Here is a 20,456-nt window from a genome sequence, read left to right on the forward strand (position 1 = left end):
TAACAGGAATAACTATGATCCGTAGAATCAGCTTTCCACTACGCAAAGGCACCTATTCTCGGCAGGCGCATGCAGATCTGCCTGAACAAGGTATATTTGAGCGAGAAGTCAGTCGGGAAGGTTTCTATGGGCCCGCAACACACCTGCATCATAAACATCCACCGACAGGCTGGAGTGCATGGTCAGGTAATCACAGACCAAGGGCATATAACCTATTAAAACTGTCCTACTCGCAAATATCGCCTTGGGATGCGCCACTGCTGTTACAAAATGCCCATTGTCAGATCCGCTTCTGGCGATGTAACGAAAACATGCAAACCTTGGTCAGAAATGCTGACGGGGATGATCTGTTATTTATCCATCAAGGTCACGGCGAATTGTTTTGTGATTACGGTCATTTGAGTGTTAAACAAGGCGATTACGTATTAATTCCACGTTCTTGTTTATGGCGCTTAGAACCTGCCGAACCCATCACATTATTGATGATCGAAGCCACCAATGATTATTATGGTTTACCGGATAAAACCATTGTCGGCCAGCATGCCATATTTGATCAAGCGGTACTGGATACCCCAGAAATAGACACCGCCTACCTGCAACAACAAGACGAACAGCCCTGGCAAGTGGTGCTTAAACGTTTTAATGAACTATCGATTATTGAGTACCCTTTCAACCCGCTTGATGTGGTGGGCTGGCATGGCGATGTGTCGGTAGTCCGGATCAATTGGCAAGATATTCGCCCGTTAATGAGCCACCGTTGTCACCTGCCACCGTCTGCGCATTCCACTTTTGTCACCAGCCGATTTGTGGTGTGTACTTTCGTGCCCAGACCAATGGAAACCGATCCGGGCGCATTGAAAGTGCCCTTTTACCACAACAATGATGACTTTGATGAGGTTATCTTTTATCACCAAGGCGAGTTCTTTAGTCGCGACAATATTGACCCCGGCATGTTGACCTTCCACCCTTGTGGTTTTACGCATGGCCCTCATCCTAAAGCCTATCGCGCCGGTTGTAAGTCGCAGCGCAAAGCAACAGATGAAGTAGCAGTGATGATTGATACTCGCGATGGCCTGGATATTGGCTCCCTGATGCAAGATGTGGAATGGCACGGTTATGTCGAAAGCTGGAAAGAATGACGTGATTAAAAATACACCTACAACAGATAAAACATTTAACGAACACAGTGGCAAGAGGTTGAGATGAAATTAGCGACATTACGAAATGGTGCTAGAGATGGCAGCTTATATCTCGTCAGTAAAGACTTACAAGCAGCAGTGTGTGTTGCCTCGATAGCGGAAAACTTACAATGGGCGTTAGAAAATTGGCCGACTGTCGAACCCCAGTTACAAGCTTATTATACGCAATTAAATAACCAGGCATTAGACGATATCATTCAGTTTTCAAATTGCCCACTGGAGTCGCCACTGCCCAGAGCATACCAATGGGCTGACGGCAGTGCTTACGTTAATCATGTCGAGTTAGTACGTAAAGCCAGAGGCGCTAAAATGCCAGAGTCGTTTTGGTCAGATCCATTAATGTACCAAGGTGGTGGTGACAGTTTTTTAGGCCCCCAAGACAATATCCCCCTGCTAGACCCAGATTGGGGGCTGGATTTTGAGGCTGAGGTAGCCGTGATCACCAGTGATGTAAAACGGGGCGTAACTACTGCCGTGGCCAGTCAGGCCATCTTATTAATGACCTTAGTCAACGACGTATCATTACGTAATTTGATCCCCAATGAATTAGCCAAGGGTTTTGGCTTCTTTCACAGTAAACCCTCCACCGCCTTCTCTCCGGTTGCCGTTACCCCAGATGAACTCGGCGATGCCTGGGACGGTGCTAAATTGCATTTACCGCTATACAGTTATCTCAATGACGCCTTATTTGGCAAACCTGACGCAGGCACGGATATGACATTTGATTTCCCACGCTTAATTGCGCACGCAGCCAAAACCCGCACCTTAACAGCGGGCACCATTATTGGTTCCGGCACTGTGTCTAATTGTGATCGCACGGTTGGTTCATCCTGTATCGCAGAAAAAAGAATGTTAGAAAAAATTGCCACAGGTGAGATCAGCACGCCCTTTCTGCAAGATGGGGACAAAATAAAAATTGAAATGCTGGATAAGACCGGACAATCCATTTTCGGCGCGATAGAACAAATGGTGGCAGTGCAAGATGAAACTTTATAGCTATTTCCGTTCAACTGCCGCTTACCGCGTTAGGATCGTATTAAATTTAAAGCAGATCAGTTATACCATTGTGCCCGTACATTTAATACGTAATGGCGGAGAGCAACACTCGGTAGAATATCTTAATGTTAATCCACAAGGTCTGGTACCAAGCCTTGATATCACAGCACCGAACTTTGATGTTGTAGATCCAGAGTCTAAACCGCAAATAATCACGCAGTCAGGCGCGATTATTGAATATCTAGAAGAAGCTTTCCCGCAACCGGCCTTATTGCCCATTAATTTAACCCAGCGCGCTTATATACGTACATTAACGCAAATCATTGCCTGCGATATGCATCCACTGAATAACTTACGGGTATTACATTATATCGAAGAGTCTTTCGACTGCGATGGACCCGAAAAAATGACCTGGTATCACCATTGGCTGACCAGCGGTTTTGCAGCCATTGAAGCACAACTCACCAGCAAAGGCAGTACCCACTATTGTTACGACGACCAACTGACCATCGCAGATGCCTATTTGATACCCCAAGTTTATAACGCGCTGCGGTTTAAACTTGATATGACCCCCTATCCTGCAATCAACCGTATCTATCAACACTGTATTCAATTGCCTGCATTTAGCGACGCAGCGCCAGAACTGCAACCGGATGTAGACAAGTAGGCTGACGCAGAGTCATCACTAAACTACTTATGTAAATGACTAAATTACGTATATTAATGAATACGTTTTCTTTCTTCATCAAGCCCTTGCCAAAACGCATAGACACCATCAAGCATTTCGTTACCACTGACAATAAAGTGTTCTTCATCTACCTCATTATTAAAATAATAAGCCTCGAGTTCTTCCTGAGTATGGTTGGCATGATTAGCTTCGAGTTTGGCATGCCAAGTAAAAAAGGTCAGCGGTAATCCTTTCAAATCACGCGTTTGGCGATAATTATTAAATCCTGCGACCAGTTCATCCCAGAACCCTGCCGCCGCCCAGTTCTCAACGGCATAAGAGGCTGCCGTTGACGTGGCATAACTTGCCGAGCCATAAAGCCGCACTAATTCATCACAAAAGAACAAGGTCTTGGCAGAACCAAACTGGCGTCGTCCAATCTGATTAAAGCCGATCCCAAAATAATCAGCTAACTGACTTAACAGTTCAAAATGCGCGGCTTTAAAATGGAACGCGCCACCATCAATACTGCCTTCTATATCACCAAAATCACGTTCCTCCGGGGTCAATTGCGTAGCACGGTTGCGCTTCGGATTTTTGTACACAACCCCAATTTCATTGGCTAAAATTTCTTTCGAGGCACGCATCTCTTCAAGGGTTTCGGCATTCAGCATTTTTTCCAGCTGCGCGACGAGGAATTGATTGGAAAAAACCGAGAATTGCACGATCAACTGTTTAATCTGTGCATCATTGAGTGACGCATCGCAAAACCACTGGGTATAGGGATTAGCCGTGATCACCTTATGATTAAGTAATTCGTTATTGATACGCGCTTGAAAGGCCAGAAAAGCTTGCGCCTTGTCTAAATCAAAATGGCCAGATTGAATCTCTTCAACCGTGTGGTAAGTGAGTTGTTCCAATCCATGGTCTTTACGGTATGCTTCGATGGCAGAATTATCTCTCATACGGATCCTCCTCCCAAATGTGCCGTACAGCAAGACGGATTAATTTAAGCCTCGCACATGAACACGTCTCAGGAACACTAAAATGGTGATCGAGTATAGATTTTGTTTATACCCTAGTTGCTAATAGTTTAGTTGCTAATTTCCCTTGTGTCAGTCCAGCTGCGTTAGCTAGTTGTAATCACAAGCATAATTATTTTTAATACCAGAATGCAAACAACCGCGATGAAAAAGATAAATAAGGAAGTAGAACGGGGGCGAAGCAGTCCATATTGCTTCGCCCCTATCATTACGTTGCTATTTTCAATCGGCAAGCGCGGCGTAGATGACGCACTCGACGTTTAGCGGTTACAGCACGTGGTTCTGAGCTACAAAGTGGACGACCATCGGCATTAAGTCCAATATCTTTTAACAGATACGCATTACCCAATGGGATCTCGCTGGTAGCACGACGAACTTTTGCTACCCACACCCGTTCTTCACGACGGATATCGGCACGAACAAAGAAAACAGCAAGGTGTAAATAAAGTGAATGACGCATAATAATTCTCCAGTATATAGTTTTGGTATATAAAAAACACTGGGAAAAATGGCGTGAAACGATTCGGCTATCGAGAGATATTAATGAGGTTATAACCCTATCAAGCTGCCATTTTTCCGCAGCCTTTAAGGGGTACGGATTAGTTAGTTATTGGTGCTAGGTTTTCGATCGGAACTGGTCAGGAAGGCGCGATGAACGGCCATCATGGGACAGGTATGATCAAAAGATACACAAACAAGTTGAACAAAATTTAAGTGTTTCATGTGTACCTCCAGTTAACTAATTAATCCAAAAAACGATGTGAGATAAATGTTAAATCACATAAGGGAGTCTAAGCGAAATCACGTATTCTGCAACCGTAAATAAACGCTTAACAATAAAACAAAGTATTATGCTAACAAATTGTTTTATTGTGTCTTTTTACAAAATATCCAGCTGGTAAATCGCCACGACATTATAACATCACCCTCGCCTTCTCAATACTTTCACATATGGTTTCCCTTACCCATTTATGTCCGGGTTCATCATTATTACGTTCATGCCATAACAGCACATACACCAGTGAAGAAAAGTCTATCGGCAAAGGTAACTGCACCAAGTCATATAATTTCTGCGCTTGGGGCACAAAACTCGACGGTAAGGTCAATACCAGATCACTGTTCGCGCAAACACTAGCTGCACCGTAAAAGTCTGGTAACGTCGCGCAGATATGACGATGCTGTCCTGATTCGGCTAATTGATAATCCAGCAACCACCAATCATTGCCTTCACACCGGACTTGCACATGTGACATCGCTAAATAAGTCTCTAAATCCCAAGGTTCAACATTATCATCCGTACTCTTATCCACATTCAGCGTCGCGAACACGGGATGATCACGACGCACTAGACACACCTGGTTATCAGTAAATAAGCGTTGATGGGCTATGCCATCAGGCAAATTATTTAAACGAAAATCCGCCGTTGGATGTAATTCTCTGGCGGTAATACCAAAATCAATTTGCCCTTGTTGTAAGTCTAATAATGATTTCTCATTCCAACCGTAAATTTCTAAATTAAGCTGAGGTGCTTGCGATAAGATCGGCCCGATATAATAAGGTAACGAAGTCTCGTACGCACTTTCTAACATCGCAAACGAAAACTGCCGATGGCTGGTCGCGGGGGTAAAACTCGGCGGTAGACTTATCTGATATAAGCCCTGTAATAGGGTTGGTAGTTGGGCTTTTAATTGCAACGCATGGGCCGTAGGTTTCAGGCCATGAGCGGTACGCAAGAATAACGGATCACCCAAGGTATCCCGTAAACGATTAAGGCTTTTACTTAACGCCGATTGACTCAAATGCAAGCGATTCGCGGCACGGGTAACGCTTTCTTCTTCGAGTAATATTTGTAATATCACCAATAAATTAAGATCTATTTTGGCAAGGTTATCTAGATTCATAAGATATTCCTTAAAGGAAATTCAGTATTGAAATTATACCACTTCCATTCATATCATGCATTACGTAAACTGGCGCACATTAATCCATGCTTTTATTTGAGAATAACAATGCGCCGAAATATATTACCTATTTTAATGGCCATGGTGGTGTTAAGCCCCCTCGCCATCGATATCTACCTGCCCTCAATGCCAACCATGGCAACCGAGTTTCAGGTGTCCTCAAGTGAAATGCAATCAACATTAGTATTGTTCTTATTTGCCATGGGTATTGGTCAGATATTCATTGGACCACTGGCAGACCGTTTTGGCCGTCGCCCTGTCGCGATTGGCGGTGTGATGCTGTATTGCTTGAGTAGTGTCCTTGCCGCTGGCGCGATTGAATTTCACTGGTTACAAATAGCCCGAGTTCTTCAAGGTATAGCCGCGTGTGCGACATCTATCGTGGTATTTAGTGCCGTACGTGACAGCTTTGACTCTAAAAAAGGCGCGCATTATTACAGTTATCTAAACGGTGTTATTTGTGTGGTCCCAGCACTTGCCCCTACCCTAGGCGGCTTATTGGCGCTGCAATTTGGTTGGCGCTCTACTTTTATTTTTATGATGCTATACGGCTTAATAATATTAGCGCTAATCATCAACAAACTGCCAGAAACACGACCAGAGAATACTGATACTTCCGGGCCACTGTATCACTGGTCTCGCTTTAAACCGGTGTTACACGATGCGCACTTTATGTTTTACGCCATTGCTTGCATGGTCGGTATGGCTGCTATCTTGACCTATGTATCCTATGCACCCGATTGGCTGATCCGTCACTTAGGCATCGCAGAATTAGAGTTCAGTGCTTTATTTGGCCTAAATGCCATCGTTAATATTGTCGCGTGTTTTGCTGCACCTTTAGTCATTAAACGCTTTGGCAATCGCCCAACGGTGATCATAGCCCTGCTGGCCTTGTTATCATCGGCAGCATTGCAATTGGCGGTACAACAATGGGGACCAACAGCGGGAATGGCTGCGGCTTTTAGCTTTATGTTACCTATGATGTTGCTTTGTATTGGTTTTGCTTTATTGCTAGGGCCAGCCACAAGCATGGCATTGGCCGCATTTGGCGAACGCGCGGGTACGGCTGCAGCAATGCTAGGTTGCATCCAAATGAGCGGTGCAGCATTGCTTGCCGGATTAATCCAACAAACTGATCTTACAGCCCCTTACGCGGTGATCGTATTGATGGGAGGTTTATCCTTGGTATTACTGGCGATAATGTTGACCCCGCGTCTCGATCATTGGCATCAAGAACAAACAACGCATTAAATGCCGCAATGAATGGGTTCGACTACACTGAAGAATCCGTTCATCTCTCTGCGCATACGAATACAGCGCTCACCAAGTATAAAAATTATTTAATTTTATTCAAGATAGTTCGCGATCCCGAGAGTCACAGTATCAACGTATATTTTTTTAAACTGTTCAGGTGTTCCTCCAGCATCATTAGCAAAGCATAAACGCATAACAGCGCTAAATTGAATACTCATCAGTAAGATAAATTGTTTCAACTCCTGCGAATTTATCGGTGTAGCCACTTCCACTACACGTTGATAAATCTTATCTGCCTTAATATAACTATCGAGCGTAGCAAGGTTGATCAGCTCTATATTAATCGCATCAAACCAAAGTTGGCGTAATGCCGATTCATTTTTATGTAATAAATAAATATCATCAAAATTATCATTTAAGACCTGAGCGAGGTCCTGGATAGAGTGGAGTTCCTGAATGTGCTTATCAATAATAACATGGATCTTTGCCATGAAATGCTCGGCCAAAGACAGGATAATCGTCTCTTTATCTGAAAAATATTGGTAAATAGAGCTCGGCGAGGTATTCGCACGCTTGGCGATATCATTAATTTTAAGATTAGCGATGCCATTCTCTTCAATCAAAGCTTTTACAGCCTCAAGAATAATCGCAACACGTTCTTTACTGCGATGTTGGCGTGGATTGCGACGGTTAGTGGCTTGTTTTAAATCCATCAAACTGAACTCTTATTAAAGTAAATGGGGATATGCTTGCAAGATTGTAACACATAATATTTCCACCATCATTTCGTGACGCCAGACACAAACGTAAACATGAATCATATTTATGTTTTGACTTAATATAGTAAAAACGAAAATAATGAATATGAAACAAATTCATTATTTTATGTTTTTAAAGGAAGAAAAATATGTTTTTATTTGAATCAATCCCTTGGTACAGCGCAGTAGCTGGGGTTACAGTCACACTGGCATTAATCCTACTAAACGAGATATCTAGACGCAGTAAACTGGCAGCAGGATTTTGCTTTTTGATCTTACCCATACTATTAACGATTTTTGTTTGGCCAACAACAGCCGCAGAAGGTACAACTGTAGGTAGCTGGTTTGCCTGGGTTAAAGCCTACTCAGCATTAGCTGGTTGCCTTGGCTTCATGGCGTTACGTTACATTAAAGGCGCAGTAAACAATAAATACCTACTATTTTTTCCCGCTTTTATCTTAGGTTTTAATATTTTTGAAGCTGTCATACGTGAATTCCAAACATTCTCTTTTGAAGGGATGCATGATGGAATGATGATTATTGGCGGTGAGTGGAATATCCTCAATGGCATCGCCGGGATCCTGAATATTGTGACGATCTGTGGTTGGGCTGGTATCTACATTAGCAAAGACAAATACAAGGATATGGTTTGGCCAGATATGCTTTGGTTCTGGATCATAGCTTATGACTTATGGAATTTTGCTTATGTGTATAACTGTGTACCCGATCATGCATTCTATGCTGGGTTATGCCTGCTACTATCTTGTACCATTCCAGCCTTTTTCATCAAAAAAGGCGCCTGGTTACAACATCGTGCGCACACATTAGGTTTCTGGATGATGTTTGTGATGACCTTTCCTGCATTTGTTGATACCACAATGTTTGCGGTTAAATCATCTCATAATACTGATGCTATGTGGCTTGTTAGCACCCTCAGTATTTTATTTAACATCGGGGTATTTGTGTATCAATTCCATAAGATCCGTACGCGTAAACTGCGTCCACTTAAAGATGAATTACACACCGACTTAAAAGTTTATCAAGAAGTTGCGCAAACTCAACATTAAATACCGCAATGAACGGGTTCGACTAAACTAAAAGGATCCGTTCATCACTACATGGTCATTATAATGCAGAATGAAAAACACCCTTTAACCCATGAATTTCCAGAACACGCCATCGACATCACTCAATTAAAAAGCGATGACCCCGTATTTGCCGCCCTCGCCAAAGAATATCATAAACTCGATCATCATATTTACGGCCTCGAAGCCAGTGATATACCCACCACAGACAGTCACTTTAGCGAATTAAAAAGTCGCCGTGTCGCCTTAAAAGACCAGATTTATCAAAAACTAATTCAAGGTGATTTTTAACTTATCTACTTCCATTTAATGATAAAAGCCTTACACTGAAGTTAACAGTTCAAGGCATGAAAGGAATGCACAATGACGGAAGAAAATAGCCAAGATAAACACCAACAAAAGATGCAGAAGATCCAAAGCACTGTTGCTAAACGTGTTGATAAAGCCACGGAAGAACGTGGTATTTTGATCGTGATGACGGGCAATGGTAAAGGTAAAACCTGCGCTGGTTTTGGTAATATTATTCGTTGTATTGGCCATGGTTTTAATGCCGGTGTGGTGCAATTCATCAAAGGCACTTGGGAAGCCGGTGAAGTTAAATTTATCCAGCAAGTACGCCCTGATATGCCTTATCATGCCATGAAAACCGGCTTTACCTGGGATACCCAAGATAAAGCCGCAGATATCGCCGCCGCAGAAGCTGCATGGGTTCATGCTAAAGCGATGTTAGCTAATCCAGATCTTAAAATGGTGCTATTAGACGAACTGACTTACATGCTCAGTTACCAATATTTAGATCTAGAAGAAGTACTTAGTGCTATTCGCAACCGCCCTGTCGATCAAACGGTTATCGTCACCGGCCGCAGCGCCCACAAAGAGTTAGTCGCAATCGCCGACACAGTGAGTGAAGTCAGAGAAGAAAAACACGCCTTTCGCTCAGGTATTAAAGCGCAAATAGGAATCGACTGGTAATGGATGAACTATCACTACATGAAACCCGCGTATTAGGCGTGTTAATCGAAAAAGAACACACCACACCAGATAATTACCCACTGTCGTTAAACTCATTAACCTCGGCCTGTAATCAAAAAAGCAGTCGTGAGCCAGTACTGTCATTAAGCCAAGACGACGTACAAAACATTGTTGATGATTTAGTCAAAAAACGCTTAGTGGTGAATGACGAACATGGCGGTAAACGCAGCGCCAAAATCCGCCATCGTTTTGGTAATACCGAGTTCAGTAAAATTCGTTTCAACCCGCAACAATTAGCGATTCTAACACTGCTATTTTTACGTGGGCCACAAACCCCAGGTGAACTAAGAACTCGCTCTGCACGTCAATGTCAGTTTAACGATGTGCACGAAGTTGAAACCGCATTAGACCAGCTGATTAACCATGAGTTATATCCATTTGTAGTGAAGTTGGCGCGTGTGCCAGGACAAAGTGCTTGTCGTTACGCCCACTTATTTAGTGGCCCGGTAACGTCTGAAGCTGTTGTGGCTGCAACCACAACAGCTAACTCAGCACTTAGCGCCGATGAAAACGCGGCATTAACTGTAAGAGTGGCTGGATTAGAGCAAGAGGTGGCAACGCTAACAGCACAATTAACTGAATTACAAGCAACCGTAGCGGCATTAACTGAATAATCGTCTTAGTACTGAGAAGAGCGTCGTTAACTGCCGACGCTCTTTTTATGTCCTGCAAACAAACGCGATTATAGCGCCGTGACAGCCAACTCTTTCGCTAAATAGTCTACTAACATACGTACTTTCGGAGATAGATGACGATTCTGTGGGTATAACGCCCATACCGCATCATCCGGCTCGCGGTAGTTCGGTAGTAATTCAATGAGCTGACCTTGATTAATGTATTCCTGCACATAATAATCTGGCAATTGCACAATACCCATCCCCTTCAGCGCCGCATCCACTAACACCGGTCCACTATTACAACTAAAGTTCCCTTTCACGCGAATATTACGGGCTTTGCCTTTTTCCTGAAAACGCCAGTAGTCTAATGTGCCTGACAAGCAGTTATGACGATCTAACTCTGACAAGGTATGCGGCGCACCAAACGCACTTAAATACTCAGGTGCCGCACAAACATATTGTTTACGGGTCGCTAGACGTTTACCGATCATTGTCGAATCACCTAACTGACCCAAACGGATCGCTAAATCAAAACCTTCATCGATTAAATCAATTTGTTGATTGGATAATACCAGCTCTACTTCTAATTCAGGATATTGCGTCACAAAATCATTCACTAATGGCGCAACACTGCGTTCACCATAGGTGATCGGGGCGGTTATTTTTAATTTACCCTTGGGCGTACTTTGTAAATTGGTGATCGCGCGCTCGGCATCGGCCAATCCATCCATGACCTGACGACAATGTTGATAGTAAATCCCCCCTACCTCGGTCACCGATACTTTACGCGTGGTACGATAAAATAATTTTGCCGATAACCGTTCTTCAAGGGCAGAAACTTGTCGACTTACCTGCGCTGTAGAGATCCCTAAACGCTTTGCCGCCGCGGTAAAACTTTCGGTTTCAGCAACCGCAACAAACTCACTGACGCCAGACCAATCACTCATCAATACGTTCTCTTATTAAACCATTAGGTAATAATTATATGTTATCTCCTTCAATAAACCTACATTATTACTTACCAGTAAAAGTGATTTGCTCATCAAGTTAATTGTTATCACAGGATAACTCCAATATAATCGCGCATCATTTACTTATACTAAATCAGACTGACGAGAAATTTTATGTTATCAACTATCAAGCGTTCATTGCCGTTGCAATTACTGACGGCCGCTATCATGGCTTGGTTTTTTGCCACAATAATACCAACAGTAGCCAATATTACCGAACCAGTTACAGAACAAGCTTGGTATCAATTGATCTTGTTAGGCAAGACCACGTATATCGGCTTGCTAAAAATGATCATCGGTTTGGTGGTGATGCTGTCCTTAATGCAAGGCATTACCAATATAGGCTCAACGCTAAAATTAAAAACGCTGGGTGTAAGTACGCTGATTTTTTATAGCCTAACGTCGATTATCGCCATCAGCTTAGGGCTTGGTGCAGCACTATTAATGCCAGAATGGCAGCCGCTTGTTGAACCTGTGACCGTCGCAGATCACATCAGGCTTATCGAACAAGATACAGTCACAGGCTCCAGCATTACCGCTAAGTTACTGGCTATGGCGCTAGTGAATCCTTTTTCAGCCTTGGTTAACGGCAACTTATTAGCCATAGTCCTATTCTCATTGTTATTTTCGGTATCGTTATTATTATCATTACCACCAAAACATGTGGTATTTGATGTTATCGAAGGGTTGAATAAAGGGTTAAATAAATTAGTCCAAGGCATTATCCGTCTCGCGCCGATTGCTGTTTTTGCTATCGTATTTGAATTTACCATCCGGGGTAATACGGGTTTATTTGGTCAGTTGGCGTTGTTTGCATTACTGGTATTTGTACTCACCCTTATTCATGGTCTGATTGTCTTACCGACCTTAGCCAAGATTTTTACCGGGATTAAATTTAGCACTTTATTTAAAGCCATATCAGCGCCACTAGCGATGGCGTTTGCAACCTCATCAAGCTCGGCAACACTACCGTTATCAATGCAAGCAGCAGAAAAAGAGCTCGGCATATCACAAAGTACTAGCAGCTTTGTTCTACCGCTTGGCGCGGTCATGAACATGGATGGTACGGCTTTATTTGAAGGCGTTGCAGCTATTTTCCTGGCGCAATTATTTGGTATTGATTTAAGTACCACTGGCATCGTGATGATATTTATCATGGCGATGGTATCGTCAGTCGGTGCACCCGGAATGCCATCAGGATCTATGTCTGGTATGCAATTAGTAATGCTAGCCGCAGGTATACCTCTTGAAGGTATCGCTATTTTACTTATTATCGAACGTCCACTGGATACGTTCAGAACCGCGGTTAATGTCGAAGGCGATCTTGTCGCTGCGCTGGTTGTTGATAAATGGCAGCAGAATAAAAGCTAATCAGCAAAATCATCATTATTTTACAGGATTTAATTAACACGGATGATTTACTACTTGAGGTTCCAATGAATATAGAAATGAATCCGATTTCATCGAATAACACAGCACTGATTGATAATAATAAACAAAATAATACTGCTATTTTACAGACAGTAAAAAACATAATGATCACGACTTTATTGTGCTTATCCGTGATAGCAGCACAACGATTAGATTATTTCTGGTTAGAAAATTCATTAGGTGAACAATCCATTACTGAATTATTACAGGCAGTATTGTTATTATTTTCAATACTGTGTTTTTATCAACTAAAACGCGCTAATTACCTACCACTAGCAACAATGTTAGTCAGTGGTTTTTTTGCGGTGTTACTGATCAGAGAGTTTGATGCCTACTTTGACCTTATCTTCCATGGATTTTGGATTTATCCCGCTTTAAATGTCACTTTTTGGTGTCTGGTATATGCATTGCGGGAAGGCAAGTTAGCCGAGCAAATGTCGACCTTACTCGCTGATAAAAACATGCAAACGCTTATTACCTTTATTGTGCTGCTATTCATATTTTCACGGCTTTATGGCATGGGTGATTTTTGGGAAGCGGTAATGGGGGAGCACTATGTACGTGATGTAAAAAATATTTCCGAAGAGACAATCGAGCTACTTTGTTATGCTTTCATTGCTTTTTACGCGCATAAAGTTAAGCGTCTTTACATGTAATCCGCCTAACGATTGCATTTCAAGACGATCGGTCATAGAATAACCAAATGCCAAGACCTAAACAAAACGAACATACCCGCGAAGCCCTGATTGAAGTTGGTATCAAGCATATCTCTCAACACGGTTATCACGGCACTGGGATAAAACAGATCCTAGATGAGCTAAAAGTACCGAAAGGGTCCTTTTATAATTATTTTAATAGCAAAGAAGCTTTTGTTGCCGAGCTAATCGAAGCCGATATGCACGCGCAAGCACAACAAATGCAGCCGCTATTGGATAACGCTAACCTGAATCCAATTGAAAAATTGCGCGCATTGTTTGAAAAACAACGTCAAAAATACAGCGAGCACCAAGGGAAGCAAGGTTGCTTAGTCGCAAGTGTGGCTAACGACATTGGTAACTCGAGTGAGTTATGCCAACAAGCAATGCAACGCTCAGTCAAAGCATTAAACACACTATTGTCTGGATTAATCAGCGATGCGCAAACACAGCAATTGATCCGTACTGACTTACCTGCGAAGCAACTTGCAACACTGATGTGGACAGCGTGGGAAGGCAGCTTAATCGAAATGAAGATCGCCGGTAATACCGATAATCTCACTCAGATCACTGATTTCATTTTTGATGACATTTTAAAAGCTAGCTAACTTAATAAGCAGAAAAGCAGACCGCGATATTATGAGTCGAATGATAATATCGCTTTTTTCGGCCCAACACCGAGACGACCGGTCTAATTATTTATTTAAAGTAGGATTGATAATGACAGCAGCAATTACATTACAACAAGGTTTTACCTTAAAAAATGGCACATATATTAAAAACCGTTTATTTAAATCGGCAATGAGCGAGCAACTGAGTGATGCTAAACATAATCCATTACCGGGACTCGCAACGCTTTATCACGCTTGGGCTCTTGGCGGTTTAGGATTATCAGTGACTGGTAATCTCATGGTTGATCGCAATGCATTAGGCGAACCAAAGCAAGTGGTGTTAGATGAACAGAGTGATTTAACTGAGTTTAAACGCTGGGCTCAACAAGGTAGCGTTAACGATACCCAGCTATGGGCGCAGCTAAATCATCCCGGCAAACAAACACCAAATTTTATTAATGCAGAGCCTGTTGCACCGTCGGCAATCGCACTGACCAATGGTTTGGAAAAAGGTTTTAATACCCCACGCGCGCTGACCGAATCAGAGATATTAAACATTATTGGTCAGTTCCAAACCAGTGCCAAATTGGCCAAACAAGTCGGGTTTACTGGCGTACAAATTCACGGTGCCCATGGTTATTTAGTTAATCAATTCCTGTCTCCACGTCATAACCAACGTGATGATCAATGGGGCGGAACAATTGAAAACCGCATGCGCTTTGTGCTATCAATCTATCAAGCAATACGTGCCGAAGTGGGTGACGCATTCCCGATTGGCATTAAACTGAATTCTGCCGACTTTATGCGTGGTGGTTTTACCGAAGAAGAGTCCATGCAAGTAGTCAAAGCATTATCTGATGCTGGTATCGATCAAATCGAAATCAGTGGTGGTACTTATGAAAGCCCAACGATGACCGGTCATAAAGTGAAGAAGTCAACGTTGGCGCGTGAAGCTTACTTTCTTGCTTATGCTGAAAAAGTACGTGCCATTACTGACACTCCATTAGTGGTAACGGGGGGCTTCCGTTCCAGTAAAGCCATGCTTTCCGCACTACAAAACAATGCCACGGACTTTATTGGACTTGCGCGCCCTATGTCGTTAGATACCCAGTTGCCAAATAAATTAATGGCATCTGACGACCACAAGATCAGTTTACCGAACTTAACCACAGGTGTTAAAGCCATTGATCGCATCGCGATGTTAGAGATTACGTGGTACGAAGCCCAGCTCGCGCGTATTGCTAATCAGCAACAGCCAAAAGCTAATTTAGGCACTTGGCCAGTATTTTTCAAAACCATCTATAGTGCAGGAAGCTACGCATTTAGAAAACGCCGTGCTTAAGCAGAAAGGACACAATATATACGCCTAGAATATTGCTGGGCGTAGAAAGATAACTTAATTAAAATGCAGCTCTGATCGCTTAATTAAGATCACTAATTTCATGTTTAATGACATAAAAAAAATATAAATGTGAGAATGAGATTTATTTGCAGTTGATAACTTGTTAGATTATATAAAAGTCAGCAAGTAGGCGTAGTTATGAGTGCAAAAAAAGCATTAAAAAAATTAAAAAAACAAAGTCATAAGCTTGAAAGAAAATCACTAAAACAACTACATAAATTATCTAGAATCACTACTCAAGTCGCAGCTAATAACAGTGAATGGCACTACGAGATCAAGGATTTATCGCAAGACGTCATTGCCAGTATGATGTCAGAATTAAAAACACCGTTAGAACCTGTTATATCTTGGTTTAAAAAAGATTCAGACAATGTTGAGTACAATGAAGACGTTATCGCTAGTGGCCAAATATTAACGCTGGCTAAACATCAACAACGCACAGCAACTCGCTCCGTGCTTAATATTCCGTTGAAATCACCCGCTTGTAAAAAATGTCCCGCACGAGCCAATGGAATATGCAAATGTGCAGCCAAAAAATTTAAAAACTCATAATCATACGGCTAACGGAGGGGCCAACTAAACGTTTTAATGCCATTGTAGCTAAACCTTTGGTTAGCGTTTTTGTACCATTAACCACTGCGTTTTCAACAAATGAAGGTTTTTCATCACTTTTAGTCCATTCATGCGTCTCTAAAATCTCTAATAAACTGTCACAATCAAGTTCTTCACGATCAAAATGAATGGCTACTGAACCTGCATGATATTTATGCTTAATATTCGTGATCGCATCTATTTGCTGCAATTGTTCAATCAATGCCATAACGGCCTTTGGATTATGGCGAATATAGTCGGATCTGACGCGTAATCGTTGGGATGTTTTGTGAATATACGTGTTCATAACTACTCAAATGCAAGCGATAATGATTATCAATAAGGTAACATCAAAGTTGACCCTGCGCAAAGAAAACTCAATCAAATTCAATTAACAATTGATCACTATTCGCATCCCCTCTCTTCTTATATATAATTTTATGATGAAAGATAAAATTAAAAAAGCTTTAAAAATAAGACGCTGGTTAACACTAGCGCACCACATCCCAGGACGTATCCGACTTAAATACAAAATGGGTATTATGGCCCATTTAATGACGATAAAAATCACTGACATTGAGCAAGCGTTAGCTGATATACCTGCGTTTAAAAATTATAAAATAAACAGCGATACGGGTAGCATTCTGATTGAATACGATGCTGGCATCATCAAACCAGAATTTATCAATCAGCTGTTTTCAGAATCAGAGGTCGACGTGCAACAAGCTTATTTGAATATTGCTGCAAGTCTTAAGATAGATGGAGTAAATGATGAGTGATGGTCCTAAATATGGTTCACACGATATCCCTTATACACAGAACACCGAGCAAACAGATCCTTATGCTACTAATGGTGGATATTCACCTTACATGATGCCTGTATACGGTTATAACCACCCAGGTATGCACCCAGGTATGCACCCAGGTATGCATCCAGGTATGCACCCAGGTATGCACTCAGGTATGCACCCACAGCAAGAACCCCCTGCTCAGCAACAAGAAGAAAACAATGCTTTCATTGAACAAGCCCAAGCAATGCTTGAAGGTGCGCTCGGTGAAGAAGTAGGAATGTTTAAAGACTTATTAGGAAACTTTGGTATGAATGATAAAGAATTTTGGAAAGGCGCAATGGTTGGCGCGGCAGCAGCCCTATTACTAAGCAACGAAAACGTACGTGGTAAATTAGTCGATTTAGTTGCAGGCGCCAGCGATATGCTTAAATCAGGTGGTTCAAACGTTAAAGATACAGCAACGCAAACCGCCGCATCGGTAAAAGATAACGTAACAACAAATAGCGAAATCTTCCGTGATACATATGCTGCTGGTAAACAAGGCTTTCAAGAATCAGTAGAACGCCATCAAGAAGAACAACCTAAAGCTAATAGTTAAATTATGAGTAATTCATCAGACAAATTAAGCGCAAGCCACCGAGCGATGCTCATTGGGGCAATGGCTGGCGGGGGCGCTTCATTAGCTGGCCAATGGCGTGATCACCAAAATGGGATATTAGCAACCAATGATGTCGCAATGAATGCTGTAAAATCGGCAATTAAGGCGGGGGCGATCAGTGGAACATCTACCTATATAGCCGAAAATATGGCGGGCCGGCCAGCATTATCTTTGCTCACAATATTGAGTGTAGGCGCAGCTGGCTTATACATGATAGATCAAATGTCGGAAAGGAAAAAACATGAATAATAAACAACCTTATTCTTATGCACCTTATTACGGTTATCCGCAAGGTGAAGTAAAACAGGCTCCAAGTTACAAGCAACAAAACAGTAAAACCCACTTTGCCATGGGTCTTGCAGCTGGCGCTGCCGTCGCTTATTTACTATCGAATAAAAAATTCCAGCAAGGCGTTAGCTCAACAGGCGAAAAAGCGTGGTCAGCGGTACGCGGTGAAGTAGAAGAATTAAAAGAACGTCTAGAAGACACACAAGCAGAACTAGATTACTACCGTAACTTAAATAAAGGCGAAAAATGATCGACTTGGTCGTTAAGCACCACCTGTCAGGGCGAATACGTTTCAAAGTAGCGGCACTGATCCACTTTCCAGATATTGAAGAGTGGATCAAACAAAGCTTATTAGCTATTCAAGGGATTCGTGACGTGCGTATCAATCAGGCAGCGGCTTCCATCGTCGTCCATTATGATACGCAATTATTGCATGTAGAGACCCTTGAAGCGCGTTTGTCACAACTTGATTTTACTCAAGCAGAGCAGACTGAAATAGAGCATCAATACACACGTGGTGATATTGCCATGAATGTTATTGGCATTCTTTCAACCGCTTTATTACCAAATAAATGGGGAGCTTTAACAACCGCAACACTTGTTGCACCGACACTCTTTGAAGGTATTAATAAAATCAAAGAAAAACGTATCTCTGTTGAGGTTTTAGATGCAATTGCCGTCGGTTTATCCGTCTGGCGTGGCGACTATAAAACAGCCATGGTCACGCAAAGCTTAATCAGCTTAGGCGAGTACATGGAACAGAAAACCTGCCGAAACAGTGATCAACTACTGGCTGAACTCATGCATCCTCAACAATCTGTCGTGTGGCGCATTGATGAATCAGGAAAAAGCCAAGTTAACTCCGATGAACTTAAGGCCGATGATATTATCGAGCTTGCACCTGGCGACTCAATCCCTGTCGACGGTGTAGTAATAGCAGGTGCCGCACTTATCAATCAATCTGCTCTAACGGGCGAGAGCGTACCTGTACGGCGTGAAATTGATGCTATCGTTTATTCAGGCACCAGCATTTATGAAGGCACGATAAAAGTACGAGTCGAAAAAGTCGGAAGTGAAGCTACAACGGCTAAAATAGCACAGTTAATTTACGATTCGCTAAGCGAAAAAAGTGAAACACAGCAAGTCACTCAAGACATGGCAGATCGCCGTGTCAAAATAACCTTAGGGATAGGCGCTGCAGTATTTGCCCTAACCCAAGATATTAATCGCGTGGCCTCAGTATTTCTTGTCGATTATTCCTGTGCACTAAAATTAAGCACGCCTGTAACATTTAAATCAATAATGTACCGGGCAGCACAAAACGGGATTTTACTCAAAGGCGGAAGTGCAATTGAGAAGATCGTCAAGGTCGATACTTGCGTGTTTGATAAAACCGGCACCTTAACTTATGGCGATATGGAAGTGACAGATGTTGTGCCATTTTGCCAAAACAACGATGCCCGTGACTTATTAGCAATTGCAGCGTCTGTAGAAGAGCACAGTAATCACCCATTATCACAATCCGTGGTCAATGCAGCAAAACACAATAAACTCCCACACATAGAACACGGGGAGGTGGAATATGTCATTGCCCATGGCCTTAAAAGTACCCTCAACGGACATTGTCTTGTAATGGGTAGCCGCCACTTCCTTGAAATGCATGAAAATGTTGACTTCACCCCCTTTGAAACACAAATTCGTGAACTTGAAGAAATAGGACGTCATTTAGTGTTTATTTCCCATCAAGGTAAGCTAATCGGGATGCTCGGATTACGTGATCATTTGCGCGAAGATGTAGAAAAAACACTGAACATGTTACGTCATTTAGGTATCAAAGAGTTAATTATGATCTCAGGCGATCGTGCTTATAAAGCCCAAACCCTCGCAGATGAACTTAAACTTGATCGAGTTTATGCCGAAGCCACTCCTGAAAGTAAAGCCAGTATTATTGAACAACTTAAACAAGCTGGTAAAACAGTGATGTTTATTGGTGATGGCGTCAATGATGCACCCGCATTAACGGCTGCGGATGTAGGCATTGCTATGTGTAAAGGCACTGAACTAGCAAGACAAGCCGCTGATGTAGTGTTATTAAAAGATACGCTTTATGGTGTCGCTGAAGCACGCCAATTGGCACAAATTGCAATGTCGATGATCAACTCAAACATCAAAGCCGCTGAATATGTTAACAGCGGTATTATGTTAGCAGCAGCACTCGGAATGCTAAGCCCCGCGATGAGTGCACTACTTCATAACGGTACCACGCTCGCGATCCTGGCTCGTTCCGCGGCATTAAAGAATGGCTAGTACTTAATTGCTATCAGAAAATACCACATAACATATATCCAATATTTATTATGTGGTATT

At 42.4% G+C, this 20,456-nt stretch carries 24 protein-coding genes; 18 read left to right on the forward strand and 6 right to left on the reverse strand.

The genetic code is table 11. The annotated features are described in order from the left end of the window. Window positions 1-14 precede the first annotated feature (14 nt). The 3 genes from HRT96_RS13205 (at window position 15) to maiA (ending at window position 2,862) form a co-directional block, all read left to right on the forward strand. Window positions 15-1,139, forward strand: a complete 1,125-nt coding sequence (locus tag HRT96_RS13205) for a homogentisate 1,2-dioxygenase (protein WP_293157402.1) — start codon at window positions 15-17, stop codon at window positions 1,137-1,139. A gap of 63 nt (window positions 1,140-1,202) precedes the next feature. Continuing rightward, window positions 1,203-2,195 carry a fumarylacetoacetate hydrolase family protein gene (locus tag HRT96_RS13210; RefSeq protein WP_293157407.1) on the forward strand — a complete coding sequence of 331 codons (993 nt, stop codon included), beginning with the start codon at window positions 1,203-1,205 and terminating at the stop codon, window positions 2,193-2,195. Then, entirely contained in the window at window positions 2,182-2,862 is a 681-nt protein-coding gene (maiA, locus tag HRT96_RS13215; protein WP_293157410.1) for a maleylacetoacetate isomerase, read from the forward strand. The genes HRT96_RS13210 and maiA overlap by 14 nt, the downstream gene beginning before the upstream one ends. Window positions 2,863-2,915: 53 nt before the next feature. Here the strand turns inward: maiA and HRT96_RS13220 are convergent, their stop codons facing one another. The 3 genes from HRT96_RS13220 to HRT96_RS13230 form a co-directional block, all read right to left on the reverse strand. Beyond that, entirely contained in the window at window positions 2,916-3,827 is a 912-nt protein-coding gene (locus HRT96_RS13220) for a hypothetical protein (protein ID WP_293157413.1), read from the reverse strand. A 286-nt stretch (window positions 3,828-4,113) separates the two neighbouring features. Then, window positions 4,114-4,365 (reverse strand): DUF1127 domain-containing protein, encoded by a 252-nt coding sequence (locus tag HRT96_RS13225; RefSeq protein WP_293157416.1) that lies wholly within the window; start codon window positions 4,363-4,365, stop codon window positions 4,114-4,116. Between the two features lie 454 nt (window positions 4,366-4,819). Next, the gene (locus tag HRT96_RS13230) at window positions 4,820-5,806 is read right to left on the reverse strand and encodes a LysR family transcriptional regulator (protein WP_293157418.1); all 987 of its coding nucleotides are present in this window, start codon (window positions 5,804-5,806) and stop codon (window positions 4,820-4,822) included. Window positions 5,807-5,914: 108 nt separating this feature from the next. On the opposite strand from HRT96_RS13230, the gene HRT96_RS13235 reads away from it, so the two are divergent. After that, entirely contained in the window at window positions 5,915-7,117 is a 1,203-nt protein-coding gene (locus tag HRT96_RS13235; RefSeq protein ID WP_293157421.1) for a multidrug effflux MFS transporter, read from the forward strand. A gap of 95 nt (window positions 7,118-7,212) precedes the next feature. On the opposite strand, the gene HRT96_RS13240 is transcribed toward HRT96_RS13235, so the two are convergent. Next, window positions 7,213-7,833, reverse strand: coding sequence for a TetR/AcrR family transcriptional regulator (locus tag HRT96_RS13240; RefSeq protein WP_293157424.1), 621 nt, complete (start codon window positions 7,831-7,833; stop codon window positions 7,213-7,215). Window positions 7,834-8,027: 194 nt separating this feature from the next. On the opposite strand from HRT96_RS13240, the gene HRT96_RS13245 reads away from it, so the two are divergent. The 4 genes from HRT96_RS13245 (at window position 8,028) to HRT96_RS13260 (ending at window position 10,609) form a co-directional block, all read left to right on the forward strand. Continuing rightward, the gene (locus tag HRT96_RS13245; RefSeq protein ID WP_293157427.1) at window positions 8,028-8,945 is read left to right on the forward strand and encodes a DUF5692 family protein; all 918 of its coding nucleotides are present in this window, start codon (window positions 8,028-8,030) and stop codon (window positions 8,943-8,945) included. Window positions 8,946-9,008: 63 nt separating this feature from the next. Next, the gene (locus tag HRT96_RS13250; protein WP_293128851.1) at window positions 9,009-9,254 is read left to right on the forward strand and encodes a DUF465 domain-containing protein; all 246 of its coding nucleotides are present in this window, start codon (window positions 9,009-9,011) and stop codon (window positions 9,252-9,254) included. A 72-nt stretch (window positions 9,255-9,326) separates the two neighbouring features. Continuing rightward, a complete protein-coding gene (gene cobO / locus HRT96_RS13255; protein WP_293157430.1) occupies window positions 9,327-9,935 on the forward strand; it encodes a cob(I)yrinic acid a,c-diamide adenosyltransferase in 609 nt (202 codons plus the stop codon). Then, entirely contained in the window at window positions 9,935-10,609 is a 675-nt protein-coding gene (locus HRT96_RS13260; RefSeq protein WP_293157433.1) for a DUF480 domain-containing protein, read from the forward strand. Before cobO ends, HRT96_RS13260 begins: the two co-directional genes overlap by 1 nt. Before the next feature lie 68 nt (window positions 10,610-10,677). On the opposite strand, the gene HRT96_RS13265 is transcribed toward HRT96_RS13260, so the two are convergent. After that, window positions 10,678-11,559 carry a LysR substrate-binding domain-containing protein gene (locus HRT96_RS13265; protein WP_293157436.1) on the reverse strand — a complete coding sequence of 294 codons (882 nt, stop codon included), beginning with the start codon at window positions 11,557-11,559 and terminating at the stop codon, window positions 10,678-10,680. Between the two features lie 177 nt (window positions 11,560-11,736). On the opposite strand from HRT96_RS13265, the gene HRT96_RS13270 reads away from it, so the two are divergent. From HRT96_RS13270 to HRT96_RS13290, 5 genes are all read left to right on the forward strand, one after another. Next, a complete protein-coding gene (locus tag HRT96_RS13270) occupies window positions 11,737-12,993 on the forward strand; it encodes a dicarboxylate/amino acid:cation symporter (protein ID WP_293157439.1) in 1,257 nt (418 codons plus the stop codon). Window positions 12,994-13,058: 65 nt separating this feature from the next. Then, complete coding sequence (locus HRT96_RS13275; protein WP_293157442.1) at window positions 13,059-13,709, forward strand: hypothetical protein; 651 nt, start codon at window positions 13,059-13,061, stop codon at window positions 13,707-13,709. 47 nt (window positions 13,710-13,756) lie between these two features. Beyond that, the gene (locus HRT96_RS13280) at window positions 13,757-14,356 is read left to right on the forward strand and encodes a TetR/AcrR family transcriptional regulator (RefSeq protein WP_293157445.1); all 600 of its coding nucleotides are present in this window, start codon (window positions 13,757-13,759) and stop codon (window positions 14,354-14,356) included. Between the two features lie 112 nt (window positions 14,357-14,468). Next, entirely contained in the window at window positions 14,469-15,701 is a 1,233-nt protein-coding gene (locus HRT96_RS13285) for an NADH:flavin oxidoreductase/NADH oxidase family protein (protein ID WP_293157448.1), read from the forward strand. A gap of 198 nt (window positions 15,702-15,899) precedes the next feature. Then, window positions 15,900-16,313 carry a hypothetical protein gene (locus HRT96_RS13290; protein WP_293157451.1) on the forward strand — a complete coding sequence of 138 codons (414 nt, stop codon included), beginning with the start codon at window positions 15,900-15,902 and terminating at the stop codon, window positions 16,311-16,313. On the opposite strand, the gene HRT96_RS13295 is transcribed toward HRT96_RS13290, so the two are convergent. Beyond that, entirely contained in the window at window positions 16,300-16,659 is a 360-nt protein-coding gene (locus HRT96_RS13295; protein WP_293157454.1) for an HMA2 domain-containing protein, read from the reverse strand. The two genes, HRT96_RS13290 and HRT96_RS13295, sit on opposite strands and share 14 nt — an antisense overlap. Before the next feature lie 133 nt (window positions 16,660-16,792). On the opposite strand from HRT96_RS13295, the gene HRT96_RS13300 reads away from it, so the two are divergent. The 5 genes from HRT96_RS13300 to HRT96_RS13320 are packed head-to-tail and all read left to right on the forward strand — an operon-like array spanning window position 16,793 to window position 20,396. After that, entirely contained in the window at window positions 16,793-17,131 is a 339-nt protein-coding gene (locus HRT96_RS13300; RefSeq protein ID WP_293157457.1) for an HMA2 domain-containing protein, read from the forward strand. Further along, window positions 17,121-17,741, forward strand: coding sequence for a YtxH domain-containing protein (locus HRT96_RS13305; protein ID WP_293157460.1), 621 nt, complete (start codon window positions 17,121-17,123; stop codon window positions 17,739-17,741). Before HRT96_RS13300 ends, HRT96_RS13305 begins: the two co-directional genes overlap by 11 nt. Before the next feature lie 3 nt (window positions 17,742-17,744). Then, window positions 17,745-18,050, forward strand: coding sequence for a hypothetical protein (locus tag HRT96_RS13310; protein ID WP_293157463.1), 306 nt, complete (start codon window positions 17,745-17,747; stop codon window positions 18,048-18,050). Further along, window positions 18,043-18,339: a YtxH domain-containing protein gene (locus tag HRT96_RS13315; RefSeq protein ID WP_293135684.1), complete on the forward strand. Its 297-nt coding sequence runs from the start codon at window positions 18,043-18,045 to the stop codon at window positions 18,337-18,339. Before HRT96_RS13310 ends, HRT96_RS13315 begins: the two co-directional genes overlap by 8 nt. Beyond that, window positions 18,336-20,396, forward strand: a complete 2,061-nt coding sequence (locus HRT96_RS13320; RefSeq protein WP_293157466.1) for a heavy metal translocating P-type ATPase — start codon at window positions 18,336-18,338, stop codon at window positions 20,394-20,396. Before HRT96_RS13315 ends, HRT96_RS13320 begins: the two co-directional genes overlap by 4 nt. Window positions 20,397-20,456: the final 60 nt, after the last annotated feature.

Source organism: Moritella sp. (assembly GCF_013215705.1).
GTDB lineage: Bacteria > Pseudomonadota > Gammaproteobacteria > Enterobacterales > Moritellaceae > Moritella.